This window comes from Leptolyngbya sp. FACHB-261 (assembly GCF_014696065.1).
GTDB lineage: Bacteria > Cyanobacteriota > Cyanobacteriia > FACHB-261 > FACHB-261 > FACHB-261.
On record NZ_JACJPL010000020.1, the window covers coordinates 54,149 to 78,588 of the forward strand.

Below are 24,440 nucleotides of genomic sequence, written 5' to 3' on the forward strand. Positions count from 1 at the left end.
ACTTACCCAGAGAAAGGTAATTGTCCCCCAAGTTCAATTTCTACAACACTAAAACAGGAGCAGCGAATGACTAGTGATACCAAACTCAATACTAACAATGTGCCTCATGAGGGTGATGTAAACATTCCTCGTCTCTCCACTCCTCGACCTGGCCAGTCGGCAAAACTTATTGATCCGAATGATTTGCCGGATCTCTTGGGCAAGCTGAAGGCGGGCTCTGTCAACAGCTATCGACCTCCTACTCTGCCTGTTGAACTGGCCTCAAGCCACATGCCCAAATCGCCTGCCGCCTCTGTTGTTGCCAGATCGAACCCAGGCACACCAGCCCCCAGCACCCTGTTCGATGCTTGGCCCTGGTCTACGATGGGAAAAGTTTTCGTGGGTCGCACTAATGATTTTAACAATGCCCAGTTTACAGGTAGCGGCGTACTTGTCGGGCGACATACTTTGCTCACTGCCAGCCACGTTGTGCCGTGGGAATGGGTTTCAAGCGGTGACTGGTGGGTGCGGTTCGTGCCAGCATACTTTCACGGAGTAGGTCGATACGGTGACTCTTACGTATCTGGTTGGTATGGGTTTAAGACGGATTCAGTCGAAGGTGATGACTATGTCGTGTGTGACCTGTACGAGAACCTGGGCGATCAGTGTGGGTGGCTCGGTGTCATTAGCCTAAAGGAATCACGCTACGATGACTTCGTCTACACAAGTGTTGGTTACCCTGGAGACGTGCAGAACGGCCAAGTACCATGTGTTGAATATGGTTTGACTATCCAGGATGTCGATGATGAAGGAGAGAATGCCAAGGAACTGGAAACTCGTCTCTTTGGCGGTAAAGGTTGGTCTGGTGGTCCTCTGTTCTCTGATATTGACGGTGGCACACTGATTGTCGGGGTTCGCAGCGGACGGGAAACTGACTTTCTCACCAAGCGGCGAGTGGTTCATGCTAGCGGACGCAAACTGGTCGATATCGTTCGTTACGCTCATGAGAATTGGAAGCGTTCTGAGTGGTCAGGTTGGCAAGCGCTAGGCGGTTCCTTCCCTGCTGGAGTTAACCCTGCCGCCGTGAGCCGCAACTCCAGCAGCATTGAACTGTTCTGTCGCAGTCATGACAATGCTGTTTGGCAGACTTTTCGGCAACCGGATGGCAACTGGTCAGGCTGGTTCCAGATTCCTGACCCTGGTGATTTGATTGGCGATCTTGCTGTGGTCTCAATGAGTCCGGACAACCTTCAACTCTTTGGTGTTGGAACTGACAGCCAAATGTGGACAAAGTGGTGGACGGATGCAGGTGGCTGGTCAGGATGGCAAGCGCTGGGCGGTTCCTTTCCTGCTGGAGTTAATCCTGCTGCTGTGAGCCGTAGTTCTGACAGCATCGAACTATTCTGCCGCAGTCACGACAATCATATTTGGCAGACCTTCAGACAACCGGATGGCAACTGGTCAGGCTGGTTCCAGATTCCTGACCCTGGTGATTTGATTGGCGATCTTGCTGTGGTTTCAATGAGTCCGGACAACCTTCAACTCTTTGGTGTTGGAACTGACAGCCAAATGTGGACAAAGTGGTGGACGGATGCAGGTGGCTGGTCAGAATGGCAAGCGCTGGGCGGTTCCTTTCCTGCTGGAGTTAATCCTGCTGCCGTGAGCCGTAGTTCTGACAGCATTGAACTGTTCTGCCGCAGTCACGACAATCATATTTGGCAGACCTTCAGACAACCGGATGGCAACTGGTCGGGTTGGTTCCAGATTCCTGACCCTGGTGATTTGATTGGCGATCTTGCTGTGGTTTCAATGAGTCCGGACAACCTTCAACTTTTTGGTATTGGAACTGACAGCCAAATGTGGTCGAAGTGGTGGGCACGTATGGAATGAATGACAAAAATGCACTGGCAGGGTGTTATACCACTGTGTCCCAATGCTGGGTTTTGAAAGAGAGCAACGGCAGAGATCCAGACAGTGCAGATCGCATGACTCAGACGTATAGAGTTCTTGTTGCTTCCTCCACTCCATTGACCCTGTTTAGGGTCGAAAAAGGCAGGTGCTAAACTGCCCCCCAGGCGTCCCCCAAAGTCTTAGAGAAACTTTGGGGGACGCCTGGGGCCAGTCGCTTAGTTAGGGGCTGGAAATCAGAGTCAAGGGGGCAACCCCAAAAAGATCCGTGTGTAGCGAAGCCAGCAGGGTAAGCACCGAAACCTAGCTTCGGCCTCATTCCACTCCACCGAATCTTTTCTTAGCCACTCAGAAAAACGACGGCTATGCTGGGATAAACATCTCAACTCAGTTTGAAAGCTGAAACGAGATTTGTTTATCAGATGATTAAGAGCACCGCCCCCGGAGCCTTTTGTCTGAGAAAACAGCAGGGAATTCCTGTGCCTGTTAGTGACCACATCCCGTCTACCAACTTGAGCTTGATTTGACCTCAGTCAAACTTGTGACATTGAACTACCAAATGAGTGAGAAATGTCTCAGCCTTGAAGCGTTCCATCCCCCTGGAATGCAGCAAGTTTTTGCCAATCCACACTAGTCAGCATAGTATAGGAAAATGTGAATTCACTCCGATTAGGGGAGATACATAGCAGCCTTGTTGTAGAGCCATCTAAAGTTGGCAGATCTACAGCAAGGTATTTGTTTGTTCGCGGTACGCAGAAAGTTCTAAAGTGAAACTCTGTACAATAAACTGCCAAGATGCGAGGGTATGGCTAGGATAGTTAACCAACAATCTCCAAGTTTTGTAGTTGCTATAAGTGGACCCTCTGGATCAGGAAAAACTTCTCTAGTTCAAAAAGTAACTAGCCTGCTAAAGGATGCCGTATCTTTCTATTTCGATGACTACGCCTCCGTATCAAAATATCCCTCAAACTTCTCTGAGTGGATTAGGGAGGGAGCCGATCCTAATCAATGGGAAACCCCACAACTTCTTGAAGACTTGCAGGCATTACGGCATGGAAAATCCATTTTTCTACCCGATAATAAAGGGCTGATCAAGACAGCCAGCTTCATCGTTATGGAGGAACCGTTTGGCAGAGAACGTGCCAAGATGAATGAGCTTATTGATTTTGTAGCATGTATTAGCCTTCCACTGGAAGTTGCTTTGGCGCGTCGGTTACTTCGGGATATTGAATGGTGTCTCAATGAAAGAAATCAAGAATACCTGACAGCCTATCTCAAAGAATACCTGACAGGATATCTCAATGGTTCCACCCGAGAAATGTATCTTGAGGTAAACGCAAGAGTTTTGAAGAATTGTGATTTGGTTCTAAATGGGGTCAAATCCTTGGATGAATTGGCGAATGAGATAGTGTCCGCGATCAAAACAAGGGTGGGGTCTGCCTAACAAAGGTCCGGATCTAACTGTCTCTAACGTTCGCTCGAACTCCGCACTCCTGCTTTCGGCAATAGTTCATACCCAGTTAGTCGCTTAGAATTAACTTGCAGTACTCAGCAGTTGGCATGGAAGAATACTTAAGGGCTAATGACGTTATTAATTGGCAACATCCCGAAATTGTCGAACTTGCCAAACAAATTGCATTAGGTCATAAAACATCAACAGCAATCGCAAAAGCGTGCTTTGAATGGGTGCGAGATGAAGTTCGTCACAGCTTTGATTACCAGATGAACCCTGTGACTTGTCGCGCTTCCGATGTTCTTAGATACAAAACAGGTTATTGCTACGCAAAGAGCCATTTGCTGGCAGCATTACTACGGGCAAACCAGATCCCCGCAGGGTTTTGTTATCAGCGATTGAGTATTGATGATAAAGGTGCCCCATACAGCCTGCATGGTTTCAATGCAGTTTATTTACCTGAAATTGGCTGGTATCGCGTTGATGCAAGGGGGAATAAAGAAGGAGTGAACGCTCAGTTTTATCCCCTCAGGAACAGCTAGCATTTAAGCTTCAGTTTCCTGAAGAGATGGATTTTCATGCAATTCTTTCTGAACCACTTCGAATTGTTGTAGAGGCGTTACAAGCACAAGCTACATGGGATGGTATGCTTCAGAATCTTCCGGACATTTCGTTGGATTTTGCGAAGAATTATGGCCTTGTAACGGATAGTGAGCCTGTACCAGCTAGCTAACAACCCCAAAACACACCGACCGCTGAGAGGTCATCGGTTGGAAGTTCGAGGTTGCCTGCGGCAGGTGATTGGGAATGTTGGGCCTCGAAGCCACAGACTGTCACCCTGATCGGCGCAGATGCACGATCGACGAATAAGAAGCGATGATCTTGCTGCTGCCTTCAAACGCCAGCGATACGGAGGGTAAAAATGGCGTTAGCCGCTTGTTGCACAAGTTATATTCACTCAATCTCAACAAGAAATAGGGAAATATATGGCTTCAGACTTAGACTTTGTTGAATATGTCCGTGATCAAATAAACGAAACGGGGCAAATCTCTTTCAAAAAAATGTTTGGCGAATATACAATCTACTATGGAGAGAAGGTTATCGCACTTATTTGTAATAACCAACTATTTATAAAGCCAACTGCTGGTGGGCGAACAATGATTGGCCCTGTTGTAGAAGCGCCCCCCTACCCAGGTGCCAAGCCATACTTCTTAATTGAAGAACAGCTGACAATCAACAGTGGATGTCAAAGCTCGTTCAATTGACAGCAAGTGAGGTTCCTGCCCCAAAACCTAAAAAAGCAAAACCATGAAATTTGGCTACACTATTGTTTACGTATCATCGGTTGCGGATGCACTGGCCTTTTACAAAGATGCATTCGGCTTTGAAACACGCTTTTTGCATGAGTCTGGTCAGTATGGTGAGCTGAACACAGGCGCAACGATACTTGCCTTTGCCTCACATGAGATGGGGGAGATGAATCTCGACGGCTGTTATCAGAAAACCGATCTCAATGCTACGCCCCTTGGCATTGAGCTAGTATTCGTCGCTGATGACGTAGCAGCCTATGCCAAGGCAGTTGCCGCTGGCGCAGTTGCCATTAAAGAACCGATCACCAAGCCTTGGGGTCAAGTGGTTGCATATGTACGTTCTAAAGAAGGGTCGTTAATTGAGCTCTGTTCCCCAATCAGCATCTAACAACGCCCATGCACACCGACCGTCGAGAAGCAAATGGCTATGACGCAAAGCTTACCTGCGGTGGGTGATAGGCACCGTTAGGTAGCTTAAGTCTCCGGTAAGGGCATGATTGAGAGATAACCTGTTAATCTTAGAGTTAAAGCATTCTTAAGGAGTTTGATAAAGGCGGAAAATCGGGGTTAGGCGCTATCAGTTTGGCAAAATCGAGATGAGTAGAACTGAGCAGTTACAAGATCAATATGTCAAAGTCGGTTCAGTTAATACCCGATATTGGCAAGCCGGTGATTCAGGAAAAACAGTCATCTTGCTTCATGGTGGTGGTGGTTATATTGAGTTATGGAAGCACAATATCTTTGAATTAGCCAAGCATCATCGTGTTTATGCATTTGATATGGTGGGTGCGGGTCGATCCGATAAACCAGATGCTGATTACACCTTTGATTTCATGGCTCAGTTCACGCGAGATTTCATGAAGGCTTTAGAGATATCTAAAGCGAGTTTGATTGGGGCTTCTGCCGGTGGTGGAGTAGCGCTCACCTTTGCAATGGATTTTCCAGAGTTAGTAGATCGACTGATTCTAGTCGGCAGTGCTGGTTTAGGCAAAGAAATCAGCTTTTTGCTGCGGATCACAACGCTGCCGGGTTTAGGTAGATTATTTAGTTCGCCAAGCAAAACAGGTATGGCACTGTTGTGTAAACGGGCAGTCTATGACTCACAACTCATTACCGATGAAATTGTCGAGGAGTTTTATCAAATGGCGACGCTTCCTGGTGCGGCAAAAGCAATATTAAACGTTGGCCGTTCAAACTTCAACATTTGGGGGCAGTTTTATCAGCCGATTGCTAAGAGATTGCAGACAATTACCACACCCACCCTAATCATCTGGGGTAGACAAGATCCAATGGTTCCCGTAAGTCATGCTCAGAATGCTGCCAGGCTTATTCCAAATGCTCAATTGGAAATTTTTGAGGAGTGTGGGCATTGGAGTTCGATCGAGCATCCACAAAAATTTAACCAGCTAGTTTTAGAGTTTTTGTCCTGAGTGTTAAATTAGTTGATTGTTGCCAGCCACCTAACCAGCCCGTTGCACACCGACCGTATCGAGGTTGTTGTGTACGAAAAGTTGCTGGCGGCGGGCGAACAGGGCCGTTAGGCTACTCAGGTTGTGGGTGAGGACGTAAACTAGATCTTGCCTGCTGAATTCGAGCAGGTGTTGCGCTTCTTAGGCGTATGGGATCTTCATTCATTGACTTCAAAGGCTACGGTTTCTGGGCTAGGGACGCTAGCGTTGAAGTCTGGCTTGATCTGCTGGTTCAAGAAATCGATAAATTAGAGAAAGTATCTGATTGGCTCAAAGAGGCTCGCAGTGATTGGTTTGAGCAAGCCACGGTGGGTTTCGTTGGATGTGTTGATCCTAAACTCGATCACTTTCTCATCAGTCAGGAGAGAATTGATTTAGTTCTCACTCTTTCAGAAAATACCCTTAGATGGTTAGAGCGGCAAGGTAAGTATCTGTCTAAAGAGTCTCTAAACTCTAGTATGGGTAGTGAAGTCGATAACCCTAAAGGGTGGTGGGAACAAGATGTCGAAACCCAGAGTTTCATCAAGGTAGGTCGAAAGTTCATTGAGTTGTTGAGAGGCGACTTGAAAACAAATGCCTCAACATCATCTATTTTCTAAGTTCAGTTGGCACTCAAATCAACGTTGCCGCAAGGGTATTAGTATGCTGCCAAATATAAATCAGTGCTAAGTTTTAGTTGATACAAACCTTGTCACGCATGATCATTTGGTTGAATGGAGCTTTTGGTGTCGGCAAAACTCAAACCGCCTTTGAGCTACACAGTCGAATCACTGACAGTTTTGTATTCGATCCTGAACAGCTTGGCTTTGCACTTCGTAGAGTTGTTCCGCCATCTATGCATAGAGACTTCCAGGATTATCCAGTGTGGCGTGAGTTTACTTACCAGGGGTTACGGTATGTGGCAGAAAACTTTACAGGAACAATCATTGTCCCAATGACTGTAGTTGAGCCGCTCTACTACGACCAGACTGTAGGAATGTTACTTGGAGAGGGTTTGCAAGTTCATCATTTCACTTTACTCGCTTCCCGCGCTACGATTTTGCGTCGCTTGCAGCGACGTGGTGATGGCAAAAACGCGTGGAACACCCGCCAACTTGATCGGTGCTTAAAATCTCTGTCCGACGAGAAATTTGCTGTTCATATCGACACGGAAGCTAAAGCAATTGAAACCGTTGCAGAGGAAATTGCTCATCATGTAGGACTCGATCTCAAACCTCCAGCTTGGCATCCACTGCTACGCCCTCTAAAACGGCTGATTGTGCAGATGGGCCACGTTCGGCTCTAGCCAGTTTGTTGTGGTGATGCGGTCGAACACTTTGTTAAAGCGGCAGAACAAAAGCGATTAGCTAGGGCAGAGCAGCCATTCGCCAATCTCAACACAAATCTACAATTGATACGCATCCTGTTTATGCATACATTCCTAATTTCTATGTCCATTCAACCACCGTGGTATAGGTACTGGAAGGCAACGCAGAATCGCATGCGAATAAACTGGCCCATCTTTTGGCATCGAGTGCATTATTTTGTCCTTGGCGTCGTGGTGAGTATTACCGCTCTTACCTTACCCTGGTTCGGCTACTTACCCTGGCTTGTTAGCGTCGGTTTAGTTCTTCTACTAGTCAGTAAGAAACGAGCAGTCCGATTAGGCGCTTATATCTTGGGAGCGGCAACACCTTATGTCATCCCTATGGGGCTGCTCTGGCTACTCTTTATTGGGTCTGGCGTGGGCAACTATTGGCACCGCATGTCCTTTGATGCAACGGTATGGAAGGCTCGGAGCGCCGACTCAGGAGCGATGTGGCCAACTCGCCTACGGATGGTTGATGATTTGCTTGCGCAGCATAAACTTCAGGGTCTCACACGTGACGACATTACACGTCTTCTTGGCCCTGCTGACAACGTCAATGCTTCGGCTCGAGATCTGGAATATTACCTTGGCCCGGAGCGCGGGCTGATACGCATGGATTCAGAAACTTTGGTTATCCATTTGGACCAGAACGGCAGAGTGAAAGAATATGAAATCTATCGCGATTGAACTTTGACTGTGTCATTTAGCTAAGGTATAGAGGTTGTTTGCGTCCGGTTAGCTGTGTCGTTATACAGTCTGGTCTCCGCATAAGTCTCCTAATTTTGCTATAGTTCAAAGAACTCCCAATTAGAAGGATCTTAGATATGCCGCAGTCTAGCCCATATCAACCTGCTCTACTACGAATATTGCATAATACTGCAGCGGTCTTAACCGTTTCAGCCTTGATTTCAGGTTTTTGGGTTTACAACACTTATGACAAACGTTGGGGTAGTGTTGTTCTGCCCACGCTAGGAGATATTCAAGGTATTCATGGCACAATTGCTCTGACATTCCTATTGCTTTTACCAGCCTTTGCTTTATATAGCTTTCACCTTGGCCATAGTCGTTTAGTACAAGAGCAATCCTTCAGTCAATTGCAACAGCTTGGCAAACCAGTTTGGTGGATATCAATACACCGCTTTGCAAATACATTGATGCTGCTTGCAGCAACATTTGCCGTGGTGACTGGTCGCATGATGAAAGAAGAATGGCTTCCTGCTGGAGAAATTAATCGTCAATGGTATCTAGCCCATTTAGTGGCGTGGGTGTGTGTGCTCATTAGTCTCGCATTACATCTACTGCTGGGGGCCAAAGTTGGCGGAATTCCACTGCTAGTATCGATGTTTAATTGGAAAATGCGTGATGAAGATACCCCACGTTCTTGGCTTCAAGGGATCAGAATTAAACACTCTAGTTTGATCTTGAAGGCTATTGAAGGCGTTGTGATTGGAGGCATTATTATGGCATTCATTCTGCCAGTTTTTAACTCCTAAAGTGCAGCCATACAACAACCTTGTTACACACCAACCCTATAAAAGTGGATGGTTGAGACCGAAGGTTCGCTGGCAGTGCGTGAACGGGGTTATTAGGCAGACAATATTAGTCGATATGAAATTTTAATTTGTCATATATAGCTCCTGAAAATCATCTAGTAGATGAGGCGGATTATCCTGATGTTTTTCCTCACTACTTACCAAAAACTACGTACACCGACCGCCGAAATTTGAGTGGTTACGATCCAGGATTTACTAGCTGTGTGTAACGGACAATGTTTTGCAACTTTGCTTTGGTTGTTGCGATGATGGTTTACAACTTCTCTGTTTGTGCTCAAAGCTATAATACTTTGAAGTTGTCTAAGGTAGTCATCGAAAGGTTGTTTATAGGTTGTTTGGCATGTTTAAGCGTATTGCTGAAACCATGCACTTTGTTCCTGATCGGCTTGCTGCCACAAAGTGGTACTCCAACTTGTTTGGTGTTGAGATTACCTTCTTGAAGAACCCGGAACACTTCTTTATTAAAGTTGGCGACCAAGAAGTCTGGTTTAGTCAAGCAGATAGCAAAGTCCCATCAGGAGCAGCAGGGCACGTGGCTTACTGGCAAGTTGATGATTTCGATGCAATGCTTGAGCGAGCAACGCAATTGGGTGCAAAGCTGTATCGAGGACCATTGGATCGGCAGAATGAAAGTTACATGTGTCAAGTAAAAGATCCCTATGGCAACTTAATGGGTTTAATTAGTCCAAAGAAGCAAGCGCAAGAAGAAATGAGTGGAGAATAGGTTATCAATTAAGAGATTCCGCATTACACCACAGCAGGACAGCTCTGTTAGGTGGAGATTATACTTACTGAAAATTGCTGTGATTTGTAATCTGGAGTCAGCTAGGTAATGAGGATGCACGGCGTAGTGATAGCGGTTAGCCGCACTGCAACACGCACTTTCACCAAAGCCAACCAGGAAAGCATCCAACTTCTAGCTGGGCCTGGGGTGGAAGGTGATGCTCACTTGGGTAAAACGGTCAAGCATCGATCCCGAGTCGCTGTTGACCAAGCTAGCCTAATTCGCGCTAGATACAGTGATAGGCAAAAGATTCAGCCCATCCACCCGCTATTGAGTCTTAGACAAAATCTTTCCGCATAATAATCGTTAGACCGAAACGTACCTTCACGAATGACCAAGATTCCTCGACGACCACCTGCGGCGGTTCTTCGTGAGCTTCGACGAGAGGTAGCTTTCGGATGTCCGGTAGACGGCTGCGCGAGGCCGTACTTGGAGTGGCACCACTTCGATCCGCCCTGGCACGTAGAACCACACCACAATGTGACCGGAATGGTGGCTCTCTGTTCCGAGCATCATCCCCAAGCAGATGCGGGAGCCTTTACAGTGGAGCAGCTTCGCGCGATGAAGAACGCGCCCCTGGATCGCCTTGCGGCGATCCAGGGGCGATTCAGCTGGATGCGAAACGATCTCCTTGCCGTCATTGGGGGCAACTTCTTCGTCCGCACACCGACGATCTTTACGTTCCGTAGTGAGAAAAGGATTTGGCTCGAGCGTGACGAGGACGGCTACCTGCTGCTGAACGTGCACATGTTGAGCGCCTCCGGTCTACCCCGGGCGCGCATCAATAACAATTACTGGATCGCCAAAGGGGATCCCAGCGACCTTGAGTGCCCGCCGTCAGGGAAGCTGTTGAGGATTCGCTACGATAATGGCGACGACCTTCGTGTGGAGTTCACGGAACTCGCCTCATTGGAGGCGGCACTTGCTCGCTATAGTGAGTGCCCTGAGCGCCTCCGGGAGCACGTGACCTTCCCAGTCACTGCTGTTGAGGTTCAGATGAATGTCGGAGGGACCGATATCCGTTTCGGGCCGAAGCAAACGAACATCGGTTCGAACACCTTCGTCCGATCGAGTCTGTTCGTCCATTGCGGAACTGTTCTCAGTCTTTAGATTGTCGGCACGCCAGGGCCCGTGAAGGCCACTGCAGCTGAACAGCAGCGTTAGCTTGCTTCGTTTTTGGGTTGAAGCGTTACCTCAATGCGATCTGTTAGTATTCAACCTCAAGTTATGTGAATTCATGGGCGGAATAATACTGAATGAAAGATTGCTGTGATTTGTAATTTGGAGCTAGCCAGGGGATGAAGATGCACGGCGTAGTAATAGCGGTTAGCCGAAGTGCAACACATGCATTCGCTAAACCGAACCAAGAAAGCATCCAACTTCTGGCTGGGCTTGGGGTGGAAGGTGATGCCCACCTGGGCGAAATGGTCAAGCATCGATCCCGAGTCGCTGTTGACCCAACTCAGCCCAATTTGCGTCAAGTGCATTTTATTCACGCTGAACTACATGAGGAATTGCAAGCCAATGGCTTCGTCGTATCAGCTGGACAAATGGGTGAAAATATCACAACACGTGGAGTCGATCTGCTCAGTCTACCAACTGGCGCAAAGCTGCATTTAGGCGACACAGCAGTAGTTGAATTGACTGGTCTGCGCAATCCCTGTGTGCAATTGAATCAACTTCAACCAGGACTCATGGCAGCGGTGCTAGGACGTGATGAGCAGGGTAAAGTCATTCGCAAGGCTGGCGTTATGGGCATCGTTTTGGTAGGGGGCGAGGTGCGCCCTGGCAACGCAATTGAAGTGAAACTACCACCAGCACCCCACAAACCTCTTGATCGGGTTTGAGCGGAAAGATTCGGTATAAACAGCAAATTTAGAGTGTTAGGCAAAAAGGTTCAGCCTATCCACTCGACACGGGATCTTAGACAGGATCTTTTCGTCTATTAATCGTTATGCTGTACCTCAAGGTCAAGATACATTGGGCAAAAAGTAAAATATTGCTATTGATTAGGGAGCAAGTGAAGGATGAGTAAAATCGAGAAAAAATACCATTGGATGCTAGACGAAGTGAAGAGCGCGGGCAGAGAAAATCTTGATCCCGACCACGCGTCTCAATACGACTTTAAGGAAGATGCTAGCGTCATGGAAGAACTAGCACTTATGAAAAAGCTCGGACTTAACGGGCAATCAGAAGTGGTGGACATCGGCGCAGGCACCGGACAGTTCACCCTTGCTGCTGCCTCAGTTTGTGGCCGAGTGGTTGCAGTTGACGTTTCGCCTGTAATGCTGGACGTGCTGAAGGCGAAGGTGAGCGCGTCTCGCCTACCGAATGTTGAGATTGTCCAGTCTGGCTTCCTCACTTATGAGCACCAAGGGAGACAAGCTGACTTCGTCTATTCTCGCTATGCACTCCATCATCTTCCTGATTTCTGGAAGGCGTTGGCTCTTCAACGACTTCGACAGATGGTTCGGATGGGAGGGGTGCTTCGGCTGTGGGATGTCGTTTACAACTTCGACCCGTCAGAAGCAAAGGATCGCCTTGATGCCTGGTGTTCTACGCTCAACGCTGATCCAGAAGATGGCTGGACTCGGGCTGATCTTGAAGAGCACATCCGTGATGAGCATTCAACCTTTACTTGGCTTCTAGAGCCAATGATAGAGCGCAGCCGTTTCCATATTGAGGATGTTGTCTATTCACCAGACGGCATCTTTGCCAGATATGTTGCTCGTGCGGTCTGAATAGGGGATGGTGCAGTTGAGGAACTTTCAGCAGGGAGTGTCGCTATAAAGCAGTGGTGTTGGCAGATCGTCTCAAGGCAGGGTATGAATTCAATTATGAAAATTCGGTTATGAGCGTATCTGTGGAGCAACAATCTCTTTGATTGCTTGTCTATAGTATCAGTAGTCTATAGACTTGGAGAGGGATACTGTTTATGCAAACTACTCTTCGGCTTCGGACGTTAGGTTTCATGGCTGCATTTGCATTGTTTGCACTTGCAGCTTACGTCCTTGTAGTTGGCTTTGTTCCACGACCCACAGTTGAGAACACTGATGTAATTTCTGGTCGAGTGAGCAGAGTTAAGAATGGCGGTGTTAATGATGTAGTTATCACTCTCGAAGGTGATAACCGTATCTACTACATCAACCGTGGGCTGGAACGTGGTGTCGACCTTAATCGCTTCGCCCAACAACTTGAAGGGGAGCAAATCGAGTTACATGTGATTCAGCTAATGTGGTCTCCTCTTGACCCCTCCCGTCGTGTAGCACCAGTTGGGCGTGTGACACTTGGACAGAAAGTTTTATTCACAGACTTTTAAGGAGCGTCCGCGTAGAATAGCAACCTAGTACAGGGGTGCAGTAGACAGTCATAGATTTCTGGGTTTGAGCTTAAGGCTGTCTACTGCTGTGCCCCTTGTGTTTTAATTTTGAGGAGCAACTGAAATGCTATGGCTTGTTGCGCCCCTTGGGGTATTAATCGGAGTAGTCGGGTTTGGAGCAATTTATCAAGCCCTTGCTACACATCACGATCGCCAAAGATTTCTGCCAGCTGGAAAATTGATTGAGATCAATGGTAATAATTGGCACTATCAAATTATGGGTGAAGGTTACCCGACAGTCATTTTGGATAGTGGAGCCGGAGGCACTCATCTAGATTGGCAGCTCGTGCAGCCTGAAGTTGCCAAATTTACGAGGGTTTTGGCCTATGATAGAGCAGGCTATGGCTGGAGTGATTTAAGTTCAGAATCACGCACGGCTGAGCAAGCCGTTAGTGAATTGCGGCAACTTTTGAGAGAGGTTGAAATTAAACCGCCTTACGTTTTAGTGGGAATGTCTTTCAGCGGTTTATTCAGTCGCTTATTTGCCTATCACTATCCAGAAGAAGTGGCTGGGATGGTTTTAGTCGATGTAGCTCATGAGAAAATGTATGAGGACTCACCAGCCGAATGGGTTGAATTAAACAAACGGCTTGAAAGTCTGCTAGTTCATGTGCTGCCAATGATGGGGCGCATCGGGCTGCTTCGTTTGCTCGTCACTTTTGATTCCTTGCCTATGGCAGCTGGTTTATTCCAAAAATTTTCACCTGCAATGCGTCCTCTTGCTAAAGCACTTTATTCTCAAACTCAGTTTGGGAAAACCTTTGCTCAAGAATCGGCTGTGGTATCAGCTAGCATGAATCAAGTTGAGCAGGCACGTAAGGTAAAGCCATTCCCTGACATTCCTCTCATTGTTTTGTCTTCTGGAAAACCAGGCTTTGACATAACCCAAGAGGTGCGTGAGAAACTGAAAGAATTACATGTGGATTTAGCTAATGAATCGCCTCAAGGTGTTCACATTGTTGCTCATGAAAGCGGGCATGTAATCCAACTAGATGATCCAGCATTGGTCATTGATGCAATTCGTCAAGTTGTTGAAAAAGTGCGTTAATCACCAGTATGGGGACAGTATCAAACTTATTAGGGGACGTTCGCAGCTGAGGTTGATGGAAAACTAGTTGGTTCTGATCTAACCACACATTAGAGCAGTATTAGTTTTTTCGCGCCGCTCCCTGTTCATCCTGACTTCTGAGGTCAAGATGAGTGGAAGCAACCAAACCTAGCAACGTAAACATGTTTTTTAACGATAGTGAACCAGTAGGAAGTTCAATATTAGTCTTGACCATAACTCTGGAGAACATTTAGATATCGACGGAGCAAGAATTTATTACGAAGTGACCGGCAACTCTTATCGTTAGAGTTGGTCTGCTGCCGCTCATTTTTGCCGCTAGGTGCTAAAGTTTCCGATGACAGCAGTATTCTAAGACTAATGATTGAGCGGAAGGCCCGTAACAAAAATTGTGAAAAACACTACGGCAACACAGCAATAGCTTCGATCTCAACCAGAAATTCTGGGAACGCTAACCTCGACACTTGCAGCCAAGCAGATGAAGCAGGTAGAGTATGCCCCTCATAGAATTTTGCACGAATAGGCATTGCTTCTTCCGTGAACCTGTCCATATCTGTTGTGAATATTGCCTCCTTGACGACATCGCTGAACGTTGCACCATGTGCTTCCAATGTGCGTTGCAGATCCTCGTAGATCCGGCTCATTTGCCCACGCATATCTCCAGCCGCAACTAGCTTGCCCTCATCATCAATGCTAACTGTGCCAGAGATGTAAAGCATGTTACCAACTGTCACCGCCTGAGCGTAACCAAAGGCTTTTGTAAAATCTTTGCCATGATAGAAAACTTCTTTCTTAGTTGATTGTGCCATTCTCACCTACCTTTGCTATGCGTTGATACAGTTGATGTATACCGATTTTTACAACTACACAGCCCAGCAGACAAGTAGGCAGTTTTTGGACAGATACTTACCAAAAGGATACCTTAGTGCAAACGCAGAACTTCCAGCAGCCAGAAGCCGTAAACAATCATTTAGGAGAAATAGAGGCATGGCTTGAGTGTGACCAGCATTACTCAGCCGTGGAATGTCCGATCAACGAGGTACTCAGCTTAATCTCGCATAAGTGGATGGTGCAAATTATTTACTACTTACACAAGCAAGAAGTGGTGCGTTTTGGTCAGCTTCATCGTCTTGTGACACCAATTACCCAAAAGGAGTTGACGAAGAGGCTACGGGAACTGGAAAAAGCAGGACTGCTCAACCGCACTATCTATGCAGAAGTTCCGCCCCGCGTCGAGTATCACCTAACTGAGCTTGGCAAGACTTTGATACAACCGATTGCTACTCTATCTGCATGGGCAGAGCAAAACTATCATGTACTCAAGTCTCAGCAGCAGCATGATTAAAGCACAGCCTAACAACCTCACAGCGCTTTAAAGACTTGACAGCTACCAGGCAACGCACCTCAAATGAGGCTACTTGTATACTGTGGCTTAGCAGAGATAATGAAAAACGAAATACAGCCAGGTGCGTCATGGTAAAAGACCTGTTTAGCGTCGAGAATAAAGTTGTCTGTATCAGTGGCTCTAGCCGAGGATTGGGCAAAACGCTCGCTCAGGGGTTTGCGGAGCGAGGCGCGAAAGTGATTATTTGATCATGGGATAGTGAAGAACTGGCAAACACCAAGCAAGAGTTTGAGACACAGGGGCTATCGGTTGAGTCAGTGGTTCTAGATGTGCGAAATCAGGCCGACTGTCAACGCTTCGTAGCAACTGCTCTTGAGATACACGGAACCTTAGATGTCATGATCTGCAATGCTGGGACTGACATCATTAAACCTGCCGAACAATATGGAGAAAATGAGTGGGACAGAATTCTCGATATTAACCTGAGGGGTTACTACTTCTGCGCTCAATTTTCAGCACAGCACATGCTCAAAACGGGAAGTGGCAGCATTATTATGACTTCCTCGATTGCGGGAAGTGCAGGAATTCCCGGACTTACCCCATACGCCGCCTCAAAAGGTGGAATTAATCAGCTAGTCCGCACAATGGCTGTAGAGTGGGCCCAGCGAGGGATTCGAGTCAATGCAATCGCTCCCGGCTACATCGAGAACATCATGGCAAATGTCAAATTTGATGAGAATGATCCCTATCAAAAGCGCGCAGTGACCTTCACGCCGATGGGACGACGAGGAGCGGTTCATGAATTTCTGGGCGCATATTTGTTTTTGGCAAGTGAAGCATCTTCTTACATTACAGGTGAGATTCTATACGTTGATGGTGGCTATCATGCTGCCTAGGTCTATTTACTAGATAGGAGTAAATTGGCTGCCTAACAATCATACGAATTATGTGAAACTAATTTCAATATGCAACTTTAGACCTTAGAACTACAACATCCTATCTGTTGGGTTCAAAGCTAGGTTCCCTTGAAATTAGGGATAGTAGCCCCTCAAGGATTTTGGTGATCGGCGCAGATAATTCGGAGTGTTTTAATAGGTGCTTTCTGCAGTTAGATGCACGTTAGACTTAGACAAATCTTCTGTATGGTAATGAGCAAAATACTTGAAGAGCGGCTTCAACAGGCCATGGATGATGATCCAGAAGAACAGAGGTGGTCGCGCTGGCTCTACGGCACAGATCATCCACCCACAATTGCTCAAGCTGTAGAGCAGTTTTGTCAATCTCATCTAAACTCTAGTGTTGCTAGCTGTGAGTTCTTTGTCCAGAGTGTTAGCTCGTCCTTGGGCCTCACTCTAGACAATGGTGAGCGCGTTGTCATCAAAGTTCGCAGTCCTGGTAACATCTCCTTGGATGCCTTACAAGCTATAGGTTACATTCAGCACCAACTAGCATTACAAGGCTTTCCCTGCCCAAAAGTACGGGTTCAACCAAATCTTCTGCTCGAACGCTTTGCCTCCATTGAAGAGTTAATGGATATCGGAGAACATCAAGACGCCCACCATCCCAACGTATGCAAAACTGTTGCAGAAGGTTTGGCAGACTTGCTCCAAAAACTTCAGCCATTTGCCAACGTTCCAGCACTGCCTTCAACTCAAATCATGAAAGGGCAACTCTGGTGGAAAGCCCACATTCCTATATTTGCAGATTTCGCCTGTATTGAAGGAGCTAAATGGATTGATGAGATTGCCACTTCTGCAAAAGCCATCTTGGACGAGTCTTCCAGCTCACTAATTCTGGGGCATGCGGATTGGTCCGCTCAGAATATGCTGTTTAGTGGCAACCGTATCAGTGTTGTTTACGATTGGGACAGCCTGCGACTAGAGACAGAACCATTTTTAGTCGGGGCTGCTGCTGCTACCTTTCCCTGCAACCACCTCATTGGCGTCGTGATGCCGCCTACATTGGAGGAGACACAACACTTCGTTCAAGAATATGAAGCAGTTAGAAGCCACCCATTTTCTAAGTCTGAACGGCTAACTGTGTTTGCTGCAGCGTCATACTTGATGGCTTATATTGCGCGTTGCGAGCATTATTCTGATCCTCAAGGTAAGAATTATAACGGCAGCTTTCGACAAATCTTGCAGCAACACTCAAGGGCTTATACAAATCTCGGTCTGGATTGAACGCAGTATACTTCCCGTCCCACAGTTGCCGTACAAAGTGGGTTAGTTGAGCCCAAGAAGTTGCTTGCGGCAGGTGAACGGAAGCGTTGTGCTACTGTAAACCGTTGTTTGGCAAAACATCGTAATCAGGCATGACAACAGTACAAAAAAGCACTGCACCAGACACGCACTATGCTACCCTCCGTGTGCGTCGATGAATTCAGCTGCTAGACTGATTTGAACCGGACAGTCGGCTAACCTGCTACCTTTTAGAGGTAGATTCAGGAGCCGAGAAAAATGGAAAAGGCCTTTGGGTTAGAGATTCCTGAAAACTTAGAAGATGCCTGTGAACTTAATCGGACAGCTCTGGTTGTTTACGATATGCAAATCGGCATTTTTACCCAGTTAAGTAATGGAGATACAATTAAGATAAAGGTTGTAGAGGTTCTGAAAGCAGCGCGAGAAGTTGGCTTACGCGTATTTTTTATGCGCCATATGTCACTGCCCAAAGAGCTATCGGGTGTCTTTCAACTTAAGACGGCGAAGGCATGGCAGAGAGTGACTTCCGTCACTGATGTTAATCCTTGGTTCCTACCTGACGCACCAGGTTTTCAATTAATCCCTGAAGTAACACCACTGCCCTCTGAGGCAATTTTTGACAAAATCACGATGTCTGCCTTTGAGAGTACTCCTCTTAATATTGCTTTGCGCGACTGTGGGATTCAAACCGTCATCGTTGTAGGTGTGGCGACTGAAATTGGAATTGAGCCAACAATTCGCCATGGGGCCGATCTCGGATACATCCCCGTTATGGTTACTGATGCCTGTGGCGCAGGAGATGAAGAAGCGGGCCAGCGCGCAGTTGCCAGCCTTAAGTTCATGGGAGATGCCTTCTTCACGAATGTAGAGGAGATATGCTCAATCCTCCGCAAGAAGGCTGGAAGCCAGAGTTTATAAACGATTGCGATGTAAAGCCTAACAGGCCCAATGCATCGGAACGAGTGAACTTGTTGTTGGAATACAAAGTTTGCTTGCGTCGAGTTGAGATTTCGCAATCAGCTGCACGTCGTAGCCGACAATGGAGGTATCGATGAAGCTATACGAGTTCGGCCCAAACCGATCGATTCGTGTGCGTTGGATGCTCCAGGAGTTGGGTGTGGACTTCGAGTCCATTCCCGTCAATCTCATGGCTGGCGAACACCGACGCCCCGAGTTCCTCAAGATTAATCCTGCTGGCAAGATTCCTGTGCTCGTCGATGGCGACTTTGTTCTTACCGAATCCGTTGCGATCGTGCTCTACCTGGCCGAGAAGTACCCCGACAAGGGTCTGATGCCCACAGACCCCATACAGCGGGCGCAGGTCAGCCGATGGCTCCTGTTTACAGCGACCGAGTTAGAGCAGCCTCTGTGGCGCATCGCTCGTCACACGACGCTGTATCCGGAGGACCAGCGCCTGCCCGATGATATTCGCCTCGCCAGCCAAGATTTTAAGACCATGGCAGACGTGCTGGAGAAACATATGCAACAGCGGCAGTTCGTCGTGGCTGACAGGGTAACGGTCGCCGATTTTGTAGTAGCCTACACGCTCGACTGGGCTAACGAGGCAAAGCTGCTGGACGGTTGCCCACAGCTGCTGGCCTATATGAAGCAGATGTATGCTCGCCCACATGCGGCTTCACGTATCGCTCAAGCGTTCGCCAGCGTCAAGGCTTGAGGGACAGACGGCTGCCTCACTGCGCTGTGATAATCGATACTGAGTGATGAATGTTTCTGCTTCTAGCCAATGTAGATGGAGGTTAAGTTGACACGCATTCCATCCAATGCAGTTCTCATTATCATTGACGTGCAAAAGGCGATCGATCATCCCAGTTGGGGACGCCGTAACAATGACCAAGCTGAGACCAATATTGTGCAGTTACTGAGTGCTTGGCGTGAAACCCATCGCCCAGTTGTTCATGTTCGTCACCTTTCAACTGAACCAGGCTCAACCTATCGTCCAGGACAAGAAGGATGTGATTTTAAGGACGCAGTGCTTCCTAAAGCAGGCGAAGAAATCGTCGATAAACAAGTAAATTGTGCTTTTATTGGCACTGATTTGGAGCAGTGGCTCAGAAAAAATGGCTATCAGACCTTAGTAGTGACAGGTGTGATAACGAACAACTCTGTTGAGGCAACAGTCAGAGTAGCAGGCAATCTTGGTTTTGATACATATGTTGTTTCAGATGCTACGGCAACGTTTGACAAGATAGATTTAGATCAGAAGTTGCACCCAGCAGCGCTGGTTCATGCTCTTTCCTTGGCTAATATGCATCAAGAGTATGCAACGGTGATCGATACACAAACTCTGCTGCAAGGCTTGTAGTTGTTGCAGCTCAATAATGCTCATGAATGCCAATGTCTCCCGACTGCCGAGAGTGTATCGGTATGGTGCCAGTATTGACTGTGGCGGGTGATGGTCAACACTTTAGGTTCACTCATTCAACCTTCCAGATGGAAAGAAACATTGTGATAGAGAGCAAATCAGAAGATGGCAGCGAATACATAAATTGCTCGTCGGAACTCGCTACCGATGCCGAACATTTGGACGTTCTCAAAGAGCTTATTCAACGTGAGCCAATTTTCCACCATCCTGAGTTTGGTACAACGCGCCAGGACTTTGAGAACATGACGGATGCCGCATTTTGGGAGGTCGGAGCATCCGGTCGCTGCTATAGCCGAGAATACGTATTGGCAGAAGTAGTGAAGCGATATGAGAACTCGCAATACCGTGGAATACACTCTTCAACGGAAAACACTTGGGAGACAAAGGATTTCTGTTGTCGTGAGATCGCTCACGATAATTACCTCCTCACCTATACCCTTGTTCAAGAAGAGCGGGTAACTCGTCGCTCGACTCTCTGGCGACGGTCCAGTACCGGTTGGAAGATCCTGTATCATCAGGGAACGATTGTGCAGAATGAATAATATTTCTTCCGGCACATCTTGCTCTAAAAAGCCATGACCCGCAGCATCAAGTTCTACCATCGAGATAAACCGTACGGATTCTTCTCAAACTTCTCTAAGCATGGGATCTTTCTTAAGGGAAAGGAGTGGCCGACCAGTGAACACTACTTTCAGGCGCAGAAGTTCGAAGGGACGGAGCACGAGGAGCTAGTTCGGCTGGCGGCGACGCCAATGATGTGTGCTCAGATGGGTCGTGAGCGCAGCCGCCCGTTACGTCAGGACTGGGAAGCGGTCAAAGATGGGGTGATGCGAACAGCCCTGCATGCCAAGTTCACTCAGCACCCTGAGCTGCGCGACCAGCTACTAGCCACAGGCGATGCTTATCTGGTCGAGCACACCCAGAATGATAGCTACTGGGGCGATGGCGGTGACGGTAGCGGAAAGAACATGCTAGGCCGCATCTTGATGGAATTGCGCGACGAATTGCGCGGAGCTGTCCATTAAATAAGGCATGCAATAAAGCAAGTCAGATAGAGACTCTTGGTAAAGCGATGAAGTCACACTTTGATCGTTAAAGTAAAATTCTTGCAGATAATAATCTATGACCAGTGGGTAGTGAGAGGGCTAATTGAGTTGTTAGATTGCGTACTGTACAAGAACAGATTTATTTAATTCGCTCTGTAAGCTGTGGGTGTTATACCTGTAAGCTGCCGGAACTGTTTGCTCAAATGGCTATGGCTGTTGAACCCACATAGAAAGGCAATTTCCATAATTGATTGGTCTGTCTGTTTCAACAGTTGCTTTGCCCGTTCTACTCGTTGCTGGAGCAAGTATTGATAGGGAGCTGTGCCAATTGACTGCTTGAATAGGTGGCTAAAATGAAATTGGCTCATACCCAGCAATGCTGCTAAATCTGCAAGCTTAATATCTTAATCTAGATGTTCGTTGACATATTCCAAGACCTGAAGTAGTTGACGCTCAGGTAAACCACCCTCGTAGGTGGAAAGGCGAGGTTTGACAGCAGCATATTGTCTCAGCAAATGCACTGCTAAGACATTTGCCAGCGATTCGATATAGAGCCTGCCGCCTAAATTCTCTTGTCTGAGCTCAGCGAGCAGCAGCATACCAATCGCCTCAATTTGAGGATCACGAATCCGAAATTCAAGGCGTAGTTCAAGCTGATCAGGATTTATCGCAAGGGCTTCTCTAGCAACGCTTTGGATAAAGCGAGATGTAATGCGAATCTGTAAGTAGTGGTCATCTCTATCCCAACGGGCGAAAAAGGGTATCTTCGCGGGCGTGATCGAGATGTCTCCTTTCCCGTGCAGTCCTGCATAGGTCTTGCCACCCTTGATTTGCAGTAAGCGTACTGGGCGAGGTGCCAGAGACAAACAAATCGCATTTTCATCACTGTAATGGCAGCTTCCTTCACCTGGAGGGTATTGGAACTGCTCAACCAGAATGTTTTCCCACCCCTGGGTTTGGCTAGACAAGATGGGTGAGCTGGTCGTCTCTGTCTGACAGGTCACTGGAGTTTTCATCATGCCAAGCCAACTCGTCTAGCCCTGATTGTATTCACTTTTAGATGTCTTCTGTCGGGCCACCTGAAAATTGACCGCAAGATTTTGATAGTGTCACAGGAATCAAATAGCTAAGCACAGGGAAAATTTTTACGCTGGAATAGTGATTGACCAGGAGGAACTATGGCACATCTATTACACCTTGATTCTAGTCCGCGCGGTGAACGGTCCCACTCTCGCCAGATGACTAAAGAGTTTGTTGAACAATGGAAACAAGTCAACTCTGGTGACACTGTTACCTATCGGGATATTGGACACAATCCCGTTCCTCATGTAGATGAACCGTGCATTGCAGCAGCATTCACTCCACCTGAACAGCGTACCTCCGAACTGTGGAAATCGATTCGAATTAGCGATCAGCTAGTAGACGAATTCTTAGCTGCTGATGTGTACGTAATTGGTGTTCCCATGTACAACTTCAGCGTTCCCAGTACATTCAAGGCTTATATTGACCAGATTGTGCGCATAGGGAGAACTGTTGAGTTTGAACCAGATGATTCCGCCAATGGTTTCAAACCGCTGGTTCTGGGTAAGAAGATGTTTATCATCGAATCGCGAGGAGATTCTGGATTTAGACCCGGTGGGCGATACGAGAAGATGAATCATCACGACCCCTACCTTGTCACAGTCTTTGGGTTTATTGGCATCACTGACATCACCTTTATTCATGTTGAAAACGATGAGTATGGTGGGCAAAAGTTAGCGGATTCGATCGCCAATGCTCGTATCCAAATTGCTGAACTGGTGAGAAGCTAAGGTGATGCTGCAACAACTGACTCAACAACATTTCGCATTGAAGCTTTTCTCTGCATTGGGCTGCGGGCTAGTGGCCGGAATCTTCTTCGCCTTCTCGTCCTTCGTGATGAGCGCTCTTGCCCGCCTCGAACCGGCGCAGGGTATTGCTGCGATGCAAGCCATCAACATCACGGTGATCAATCCGTTGTTCATGGCAGTGTTCTTGGGAACGGCTGCGACTTGCTCCCTGACTTGCTCCCTTCTGGGTGTTTCTTCGTTTTTTAGGTGGCATCAACCCGGTACCGCCTACCTGCTCCTTGGCAGCCTGCTCTATCTCGTTGGCACATTAGGCGTGACAATCGTGTTTAACGTACCGCTAAACGATGTGTTGGCAACTGTGGAGCCGGACAGCGCCAGCGGCGCTAACCTATGGGCCAACTACCTTGCCAACTGGACGCTCTGGAATCACATTCGGACAGCAGCGGCGCTTGCGGCAGCTGCATCGCTCATGGCTGCGCTCTGTTATTGAACGGTGCAGTTGTATAAATCGGGAAGAATGTGCCACTCGTTCAATTATGATCTCGGCGCAATCTCTATCAAGTTTTAGAAACAGCGAGATGTAAGCAGAAGAGGCTTTGTAAAACTGTCGCCAACCTTTTTACTCGAGCTAGAGACGGTATGATTAAGACACTGCAAGCAGAACATTGGCCTTACATCTACGAGAACCGCGTATGGTGATGGTTCTAGAGAAAGTCGTTCCCTTCGGTCGCTCGTTGGATGAATATGTCAAGATGTTCAATCTGACTGTTACTGATTTGGCCGGGAACATCCTTGGGGTTGGTGATGGTCCTGCCAGCTTCAACGCCGAGGGAACCAACCTTGGCTACAAAATCACCTCAATAGACCCAATCTATACCTTTACCGGGCAGGAAATTGAGTCGAGATTTTATGCCGTTGTTGATGATATTATTGACCAAATTAAGGTAACCGCTAACGATTGGGTTTGGTCTTATCATCATTCACCCGAGGAGTTAAGAGCAAATCGAGTGCAAGTGCTCAACACCTTTTTGCAAGATTACAAGGTAGGTCAAAACGCAGGTCGCTACCTCTGCGGTGAGCTACCCATATTGCCATTTTCAGACGATCAGTTTTCACTGGCCCTCTGCTCTCATTTCCTATTTCTATACTCCGACCATTTTGATGAAGAGTTTCATTTAAACTCAGTCAAAGAGATGTTACGGGTTGCATCGGAAGTGAGAGTATTTCCATTGCTGACACTCATGTTTCAGCGTTCGCAACATCTAAATAAAATCATTCATTCGGTTTCAAACTTGGGCTGCTCTGCATCTATACAAAAAGTGCCCTACGAATTGCAACCTGGTGGCAATGAGATGTTGGTCATTCGTAGAGCGTTTTAATTCACTGA

The 24,440-nt window shown here is 47.4% G+C and carries 30 protein-coding genes; 27 read left to right on the forward strand and 3 right to left on the reverse strand.

Going from position 1 to position 24,440, the window contains the following annotated elements:
* The first annotated feature begins 66 nt into the window (after positions 1-66).
* The 16 genes from H6F94_RS12400 (at position 67) to H6F94_RS12475 (ending at position 14,231) form a co-directional block, all read left to right on the forward strand.
* The gene (locus tag H6F94_RS12400) at positions 67-1,869 is read left to right on the forward strand and encodes a DUF8189 domain-containing protein (protein WP_190802557.1); all 1,803 of its coding nucleotides are present in this window, start codon (positions 67-69) and stop codon (positions 1,867-1,869) included.
* Positions 1,870-2,692: 823 nt separating this feature from the next.
* A complete protein-coding gene (locus H6F94_RS12405) occupies positions 2,693-3,331 on the forward strand; it encodes a P-loop NTPase fold protein (protein WP_190802558.1) in 639 nt (212 codons plus the stop codon).
* A 116-nt stretch (positions 3,332-3,447) separates the two neighbouring features.
* Positions 3,448-3,882: a transglutaminase-like domain-containing protein gene (locus H6F94_RS12410; RefSeq protein ID WP_242041154.1), complete on the forward strand. Its 435-nt coding sequence runs from the start codon at positions 3,448-3,450 to the stop codon at positions 3,880-3,882.
* A 444-nt stretch (positions 3,883-4,326) separates the two neighbouring features.
* The gene (locus H6F94_RS12415) at positions 4,327-4,605 is read left to right on the forward strand and encodes a TfoX/Sxy family protein (protein ID WP_242041155.1); all 279 of its coding nucleotides are present in this window, start codon (positions 4,327-4,329) and stop codon (positions 4,603-4,605) included.
* A gap of 43 nt (positions 4,606-4,648) precedes the next feature.
* Positions 4,649-5,038 (forward strand): VOC family protein, encoded by a 390-nt coding sequence (locus H6F94_RS12420; RefSeq protein ID WP_190802559.1) that lies wholly within the window; start codon positions 4,649-4,651, stop codon positions 5,036-5,038.
* A gap of 208 nt (positions 5,039-5,246) precedes the next feature.
* On the forward strand, positions 5,247-6,080 hold the full coding sequence (locus tag H6F94_RS12425; protein ID WP_190802560.1) for an alpha/beta fold hydrolase: 834 nt from the start codon (positions 5,247-5,249) through the stop codon (positions 6,078-6,080).
* 188 nt (positions 6,081-6,268) lie between these two features.
* Positions 6,269-6,718, forward strand: a complete 450-nt coding sequence (locus tag H6F94_RS12430) for a hypothetical protein (RefSeq protein ID WP_190802561.1) — start codon at positions 6,269-6,271, stop codon at positions 6,716-6,718.
* Positions 6,719-6,816: 98 nt separating this feature from the next.
* Entirely contained in the window at positions 6,817-7,404 is a 588-nt protein-coding gene (locus H6F94_RS12435; RefSeq protein WP_190802562.1) for an AAA family ATPase, read from the forward strand.
* Between the two features lie 195 nt (positions 7,405-7,599).
* On the forward strand, positions 7,600-8,154 hold the full coding sequence (locus H6F94_RS12440) for a hypothetical protein (RefSeq protein WP_190802563.1): 555 nt from the start codon (positions 7,600-7,602) through the stop codon (positions 8,152-8,154).
* 137 nt (positions 8,155-8,291) lie between these two features.
* On the forward strand, positions 8,292-8,960 hold the full coding sequence (locus H6F94_RS12445; RefSeq protein ID WP_190802564.1) for a cytochrome b/b6 domain-containing protein: 669 nt from the start codon (positions 8,292-8,294) through the stop codon (positions 8,958-8,960).
* Between the two features lie 400 nt (positions 8,961-9,360).
* Positions 9,361-9,744 (forward strand): VOC family protein, encoded by a 384-nt coding sequence (locus H6F94_RS12450; protein WP_190802565.1) that lies wholly within the window; start codon positions 9,361-9,363, stop codon positions 9,742-9,744.
* Between the two features lie 621 nt (positions 9,745-10,365).
* Positions 10,366-10,914 (forward strand): hypothetical protein, encoded by a 549-nt coding sequence (locus H6F94_RS12455; protein WP_190802566.1) that lies wholly within the window; start codon positions 10,366-10,368, stop codon positions 10,912-10,914.
* A gap of 194 nt (positions 10,915-11,108) precedes the next feature.
* The gene (locus H6F94_RS12460; RefSeq protein WP_190802567.1) at positions 11,109-11,651 is read left to right on the forward strand and encodes an MOSC domain-containing protein; all 543 of its coding nucleotides are present in this window, start codon (positions 11,109-11,111) and stop codon (positions 11,649-11,651) included.
* A 180-nt stretch (positions 11,652-11,831) separates the two neighbouring features.
* Positions 11,832-12,545, forward strand: coding sequence for a class I SAM-dependent methyltransferase (locus tag H6F94_RS12465; RefSeq protein ID WP_190802568.1), 714 nt, complete (start codon positions 11,832-11,834; stop codon positions 12,543-12,545).
* Positions 12,546-12,739: 194 nt separating this feature from the next.
* Complete coding sequence (locus H6F94_RS12470; protein ID WP_190802569.1) at positions 12,740-13,123, forward strand: hypothetical protein; 384 nt, start codon at positions 12,740-12,742, stop codon at positions 13,121-13,123.
* Positions 13,124-13,247: 124 nt separating this feature from the next.
* Positions 13,248-14,231 carry an alpha/beta hydrolase gene (locus H6F94_RS12475; RefSeq protein WP_190802570.1) on the forward strand — a complete coding sequence of 328 codons (984 nt, stop codon included), beginning with the start codon at positions 13,248-13,250 and terminating at the stop codon, positions 14,229-14,231.
* Between the two features lie 419 nt (positions 14,232-14,650).
* Here the strand turns inward: H6F94_RS12475 and H6F94_RS12480 are convergent, their stop codons facing one another.
* Positions 14,651-15,058, reverse strand: coding sequence for a RidA family protein (locus H6F94_RS12480; protein WP_190802571.1), 408 nt, complete (start codon positions 15,056-15,058; stop codon positions 14,651-14,653).
* A gap of 116 nt (positions 15,059-15,174) precedes the next feature.
* Between H6F94_RS12480 and H6F94_RS12485 the strand changes: the two genes are divergently transcribed.
* The 8 genes from H6F94_RS12485 (at position 15,175) to ybiA (ending at position 21,203) form a co-directional block, all read left to right on the forward strand.
* A complete protein-coding gene (locus H6F94_RS12485) occupies positions 15,175-15,594 on the forward strand; it encodes a winged helix-turn-helix transcriptional regulator (protein ID WP_313949280.1) in 420 nt (139 codons plus the stop codon).
* A gap of 266 nt (positions 15,595-15,860) precedes the next feature.
* Positions 15,861-16,490, forward strand: coding sequence for an SDR family NAD(P)-dependent oxidoreductase (locus H6F94_RS12490; RefSeq protein ID WP_242041166.1), 630 nt, complete (start codon positions 15,861-15,863; stop codon positions 16,488-16,490).
* A gap of 252 nt (positions 16,491-16,742) precedes the next feature.
* Positions 16,743-17,777, forward strand: a complete 1,035-nt coding sequence (locus H6F94_RS12495) for a phosphotransferase enzyme family protein (RefSeq protein WP_190802572.1) — start codon at positions 16,743-16,745, stop codon at positions 17,775-17,777.
* Positions 17,778-18,053: 276 nt separating this feature from the next.
* A complete protein-coding gene (locus H6F94_RS12500) occupies positions 18,054-18,713 on the forward strand; it encodes a cysteine hydrolase family protein (RefSeq protein ID WP_190802573.1) in 660 nt (219 codons plus the stop codon).
* Positions 18,714-18,846: 133 nt separating this feature from the next.
* The gene (locus tag H6F94_RS12505) at positions 18,847-19,470 is read left to right on the forward strand and encodes a glutathione S-transferase family protein (RefSeq protein ID WP_190802574.1); all 624 of its coding nucleotides are present in this window, start codon (positions 18,847-18,849) and stop codon (positions 19,468-19,470) included.
* A 75-nt stretch (positions 19,471-19,545) separates the two neighbouring features.
* A complete protein-coding gene (locus tag H6F94_RS12510) occupies positions 19,546-20,118 on the forward strand; it encodes a cysteine hydrolase family protein (RefSeq protein ID WP_190802575.1) in 573 nt (190 codons plus the stop codon).
* A 62-nt stretch (positions 20,119-20,180) separates the two neighbouring features.
* Positions 20,181-20,720 (forward strand): nuclear transport factor 2 family protein, encoded by a 540-nt coding sequence (locus H6F94_RS12515; RefSeq protein ID WP_199320378.1) that lies wholly within the window; start codon positions 20,181-20,183, stop codon positions 20,718-20,720.
* A 33-nt stretch (positions 20,721-20,753) separates the two neighbouring features.
* A complete protein-coding gene (gene ybiA, locus H6F94_RS12520; protein WP_190802576.1) occupies positions 20,754-21,203 on the forward strand; it encodes a riboflavin biosynthesis intermediates N-glycosidase in 450 nt (149 codons plus the stop codon).
* A 164-nt stretch (positions 21,204-21,367) separates the two neighbouring features.
* Here ybiA and H6F94_RS32305 read toward each other — a convergent pair whose 3' ends face one another.
* Both H6F94_RS32305 and H6F94_RS12525 read right to left on the reverse strand, forming a co-directional pair.
* Positions 21,368-21,625: a helix-turn-helix domain-containing protein gene (locus tag H6F94_RS32305; protein ID WP_313949281.1), complete on the reverse strand. Its 258-nt coding sequence runs from the start codon at positions 21,623-21,625 to the stop codon at positions 21,368-21,370.
* 3 nt (positions 21,626-21,628) lie between these two features.
* Entirely contained in the window at positions 21,629-22,243 is a 615-nt protein-coding gene (locus tag H6F94_RS12525; RefSeq protein ID WP_242041157.1) for an AraC family transcriptional regulator, read from the reverse strand.
* Between the two features lie 159 nt (positions 22,244-22,402).
* Here H6F94_RS12525 and H6F94_RS12530 point away from each other — a divergent pair, with 159 nt between their 5' ends.
* From H6F94_RS12530 to H6F94_RS12540, 3 genes are all read left to right on the forward strand, one after another.
* Entirely contained in the window at positions 22,403-23,035 is a 633-nt protein-coding gene (locus H6F94_RS12530) for an FMN-dependent NADH-azoreductase (RefSeq protein ID WP_190802577.1), read from the forward strand.
* A 106-nt stretch (positions 23,036-23,141) separates the two neighbouring features.
* Positions 23,142-23,543: an anthrone oxygenase family protein gene (locus tag H6F94_RS12535; protein ID WP_242041158.1), complete on the forward strand. Its 402-nt coding sequence runs from the start codon at positions 23,142-23,144 to the stop codon at positions 23,541-23,543.
* A 202-nt stretch (positions 23,544-23,745) separates the two neighbouring features.
* Positions 23,746-24,432, forward strand: coding sequence for an SAM-dependent methyltransferase (locus tag H6F94_RS12540; protein WP_190802579.1), 687 nt, complete (start codon positions 23,746-23,748; stop codon positions 24,430-24,432).
* Positions 24,433-24,440 lie beyond the last annotated feature (8 nt).

Bases quoted from the DNA above. Each gene is read 5' to 3' on its own strand.
- H6F94_RS12400 (WP_190802557.1), top strand. From the start codon at position 67: ATGACTAGTGATACCAAACTCAATACTAACAATGTGCCTCATGAGGGT.
- H6F94_RS12405 (WP_190802558.1), top strand. From the start codon at position 2,693: ATGGCTAGGATAGTTAACCAACAATCTCCAAGTTTTGTAGTTGCTATA.
- H6F94_RS12410 (WP_242041154.1), top strand. From the start codon at position 3,448: ATGGAAGAATACTTAAGGGCTAATGACGTTATTAATTGGCAACATCCC.
- H6F94_RS12415 (WP_242041155.1), top strand. From the start codon at position 4,327: ATGGCTTCAGACTTAGACTTTGTTGAATATGTCCGTGATCAAATAAAC.
- H6F94_RS12420 (WP_190802559.1), top strand. From the start codon at position 4,649: ATGAAATTTGGCTACACTATTGTTTACGTATCATCGGTTGCGGATGCA.
- H6F94_RS12425 (WP_190802560.1), top strand. From the start codon at position 5,247: ATGAGTAGAACTGAGCAGTTACAAGATCAATATGTCAAAGTCGGTTCA.
- H6F94_RS12430 (WP_190802561.1), top strand. From the start codon at position 6,269: ATGGGATCTTCATTCATTGACTTCAAAGGCTACGGTTTCTGGGCTAGG.
- H6F94_RS12435 (WP_190802562.1), top strand. From the start codon at position 6,817: ATGATCATTTGGTTGAATGGAGCTTTTGGTGTCGGCAAAACTCAAACC.
- H6F94_RS12440 (WP_190802563.1), top strand. From the start codon at position 7,600: ATGCGAATAAACTGGCCCATCTTTTGGCATCGAGTGCATTATTTTGTC.
- H6F94_RS12445 (WP_190802564.1), top strand. From the start codon at position 8,292: ATGCCGCAGTCTAGCCCATATCAACCTGCTCTACTACGAATATTGCAT.
- H6F94_RS12450 (WP_190802565.1), top strand. From the start codon at position 9,361: ATGTTTAAGCGTATTGCTGAAACCATGCACTTTGTTCCTGATCGGCTT.
- H6F94_RS12455 (WP_190802566.1), top strand. From the start codon at position 10,366: ATGAAGAACGCGCCCCTGGATCGCCTTGCGGCGATCCAGGGGCGATTC.
- H6F94_RS12460 (WP_190802567.1), top strand. From the start codon at position 11,109: ATGCACGGCGTAGTAATAGCGGTTAGCCGAAGTGCAACACATGCATTC.
- H6F94_RS12465 (WP_190802568.1), top strand. From the start codon at position 11,832: ATGAGTAAAATCGAGAAAAAATACCATTGGATGCTAGACGAAGTGAAG.
- H6F94_RS12470 (WP_190802569.1), top strand. From the start codon at position 12,740: ATGCAAACTACTCTTCGGCTTCGGACGTTAGGTTTCATGGCTGCATTT.
- H6F94_RS12475 (WP_190802570.1), top strand. From the start codon at position 13,248: ATGCTATGGCTTGTTGCGCCCCTTGGGGTATTAATCGGAGTAGTCGGG.
- H6F94_RS12480 (WP_190802571.1), bottom strand. From the start codon at position 15,058: ATGGCACAATCAACTAAGAAAGAAGTTTTCTATCATGGCAAAGATTTT.
- H6F94_RS12495 (WP_190802572.1), top strand. From the start codon at position 16,743: ATGAGCAAAATACTTGAAGAGCGGCTTCAACAGGCCATGGATGATGAT.
- H6F94_RS12500 (WP_190802573.1), top strand. From the start codon at position 18,054: ATGGAAAAGGCCTTTGGGTTAGAGATTCCTGAAAACTTAGAAGATGCC.
- H6F94_RS12505 (WP_190802574.1), top strand. From the start codon at position 18,847: ATGAAGCTATACGAGTTCGGCCCAAACCGATCGATTCGTGTGCGTTGG.
- H6F94_RS12510 (WP_190802575.1), top strand. From the start codon at position 19,546: ATGGAGGTTAAGTTGACACGCATTCCATCCAATGCAGTTCTCATTATC.
- H6F94_RS12515 (WP_199320378.1), top strand. From the start codon at position 20,181: ATGGTGCCAGTATTGACTGTGGCGGGTGATGGTCAACACTTTAGGTTC.
- ybiA (WP_190802576.1), top strand. From the start codon at position 20,754: ATGACCCGCAGCATCAAGTTCTACCATCGAGATAAACCGTACGGATTC.
- H6F94_RS12525 (WP_242041157.1), bottom strand. From the start codon at position 22,243: ATGATGAAAACTCCAGTGACCTGTCAGACAGAGACGACCAGCTCACCC.
- H6F94_RS12530 (WP_190802577.1), top strand. From the start codon at position 22,403: ATGGCACATCTATTACACCTTGATTCTAGTCCGCGCGGTGAACGGTCC.
- H6F94_RS12535 (WP_242041158.1), top strand. From the start codon at position 23,142: ATGAGCGCTCTTGCCCGCCTCGAACCGGCGCAGGGTATTGCTGCGATG.
- H6F94_RS12540 (WP_190802579.1), top strand. From the start codon at position 23,746: ATGGTGATGGTTCTAGAGAAAGTCGTTCCCTTCGGTCGCTCGTTGGAT.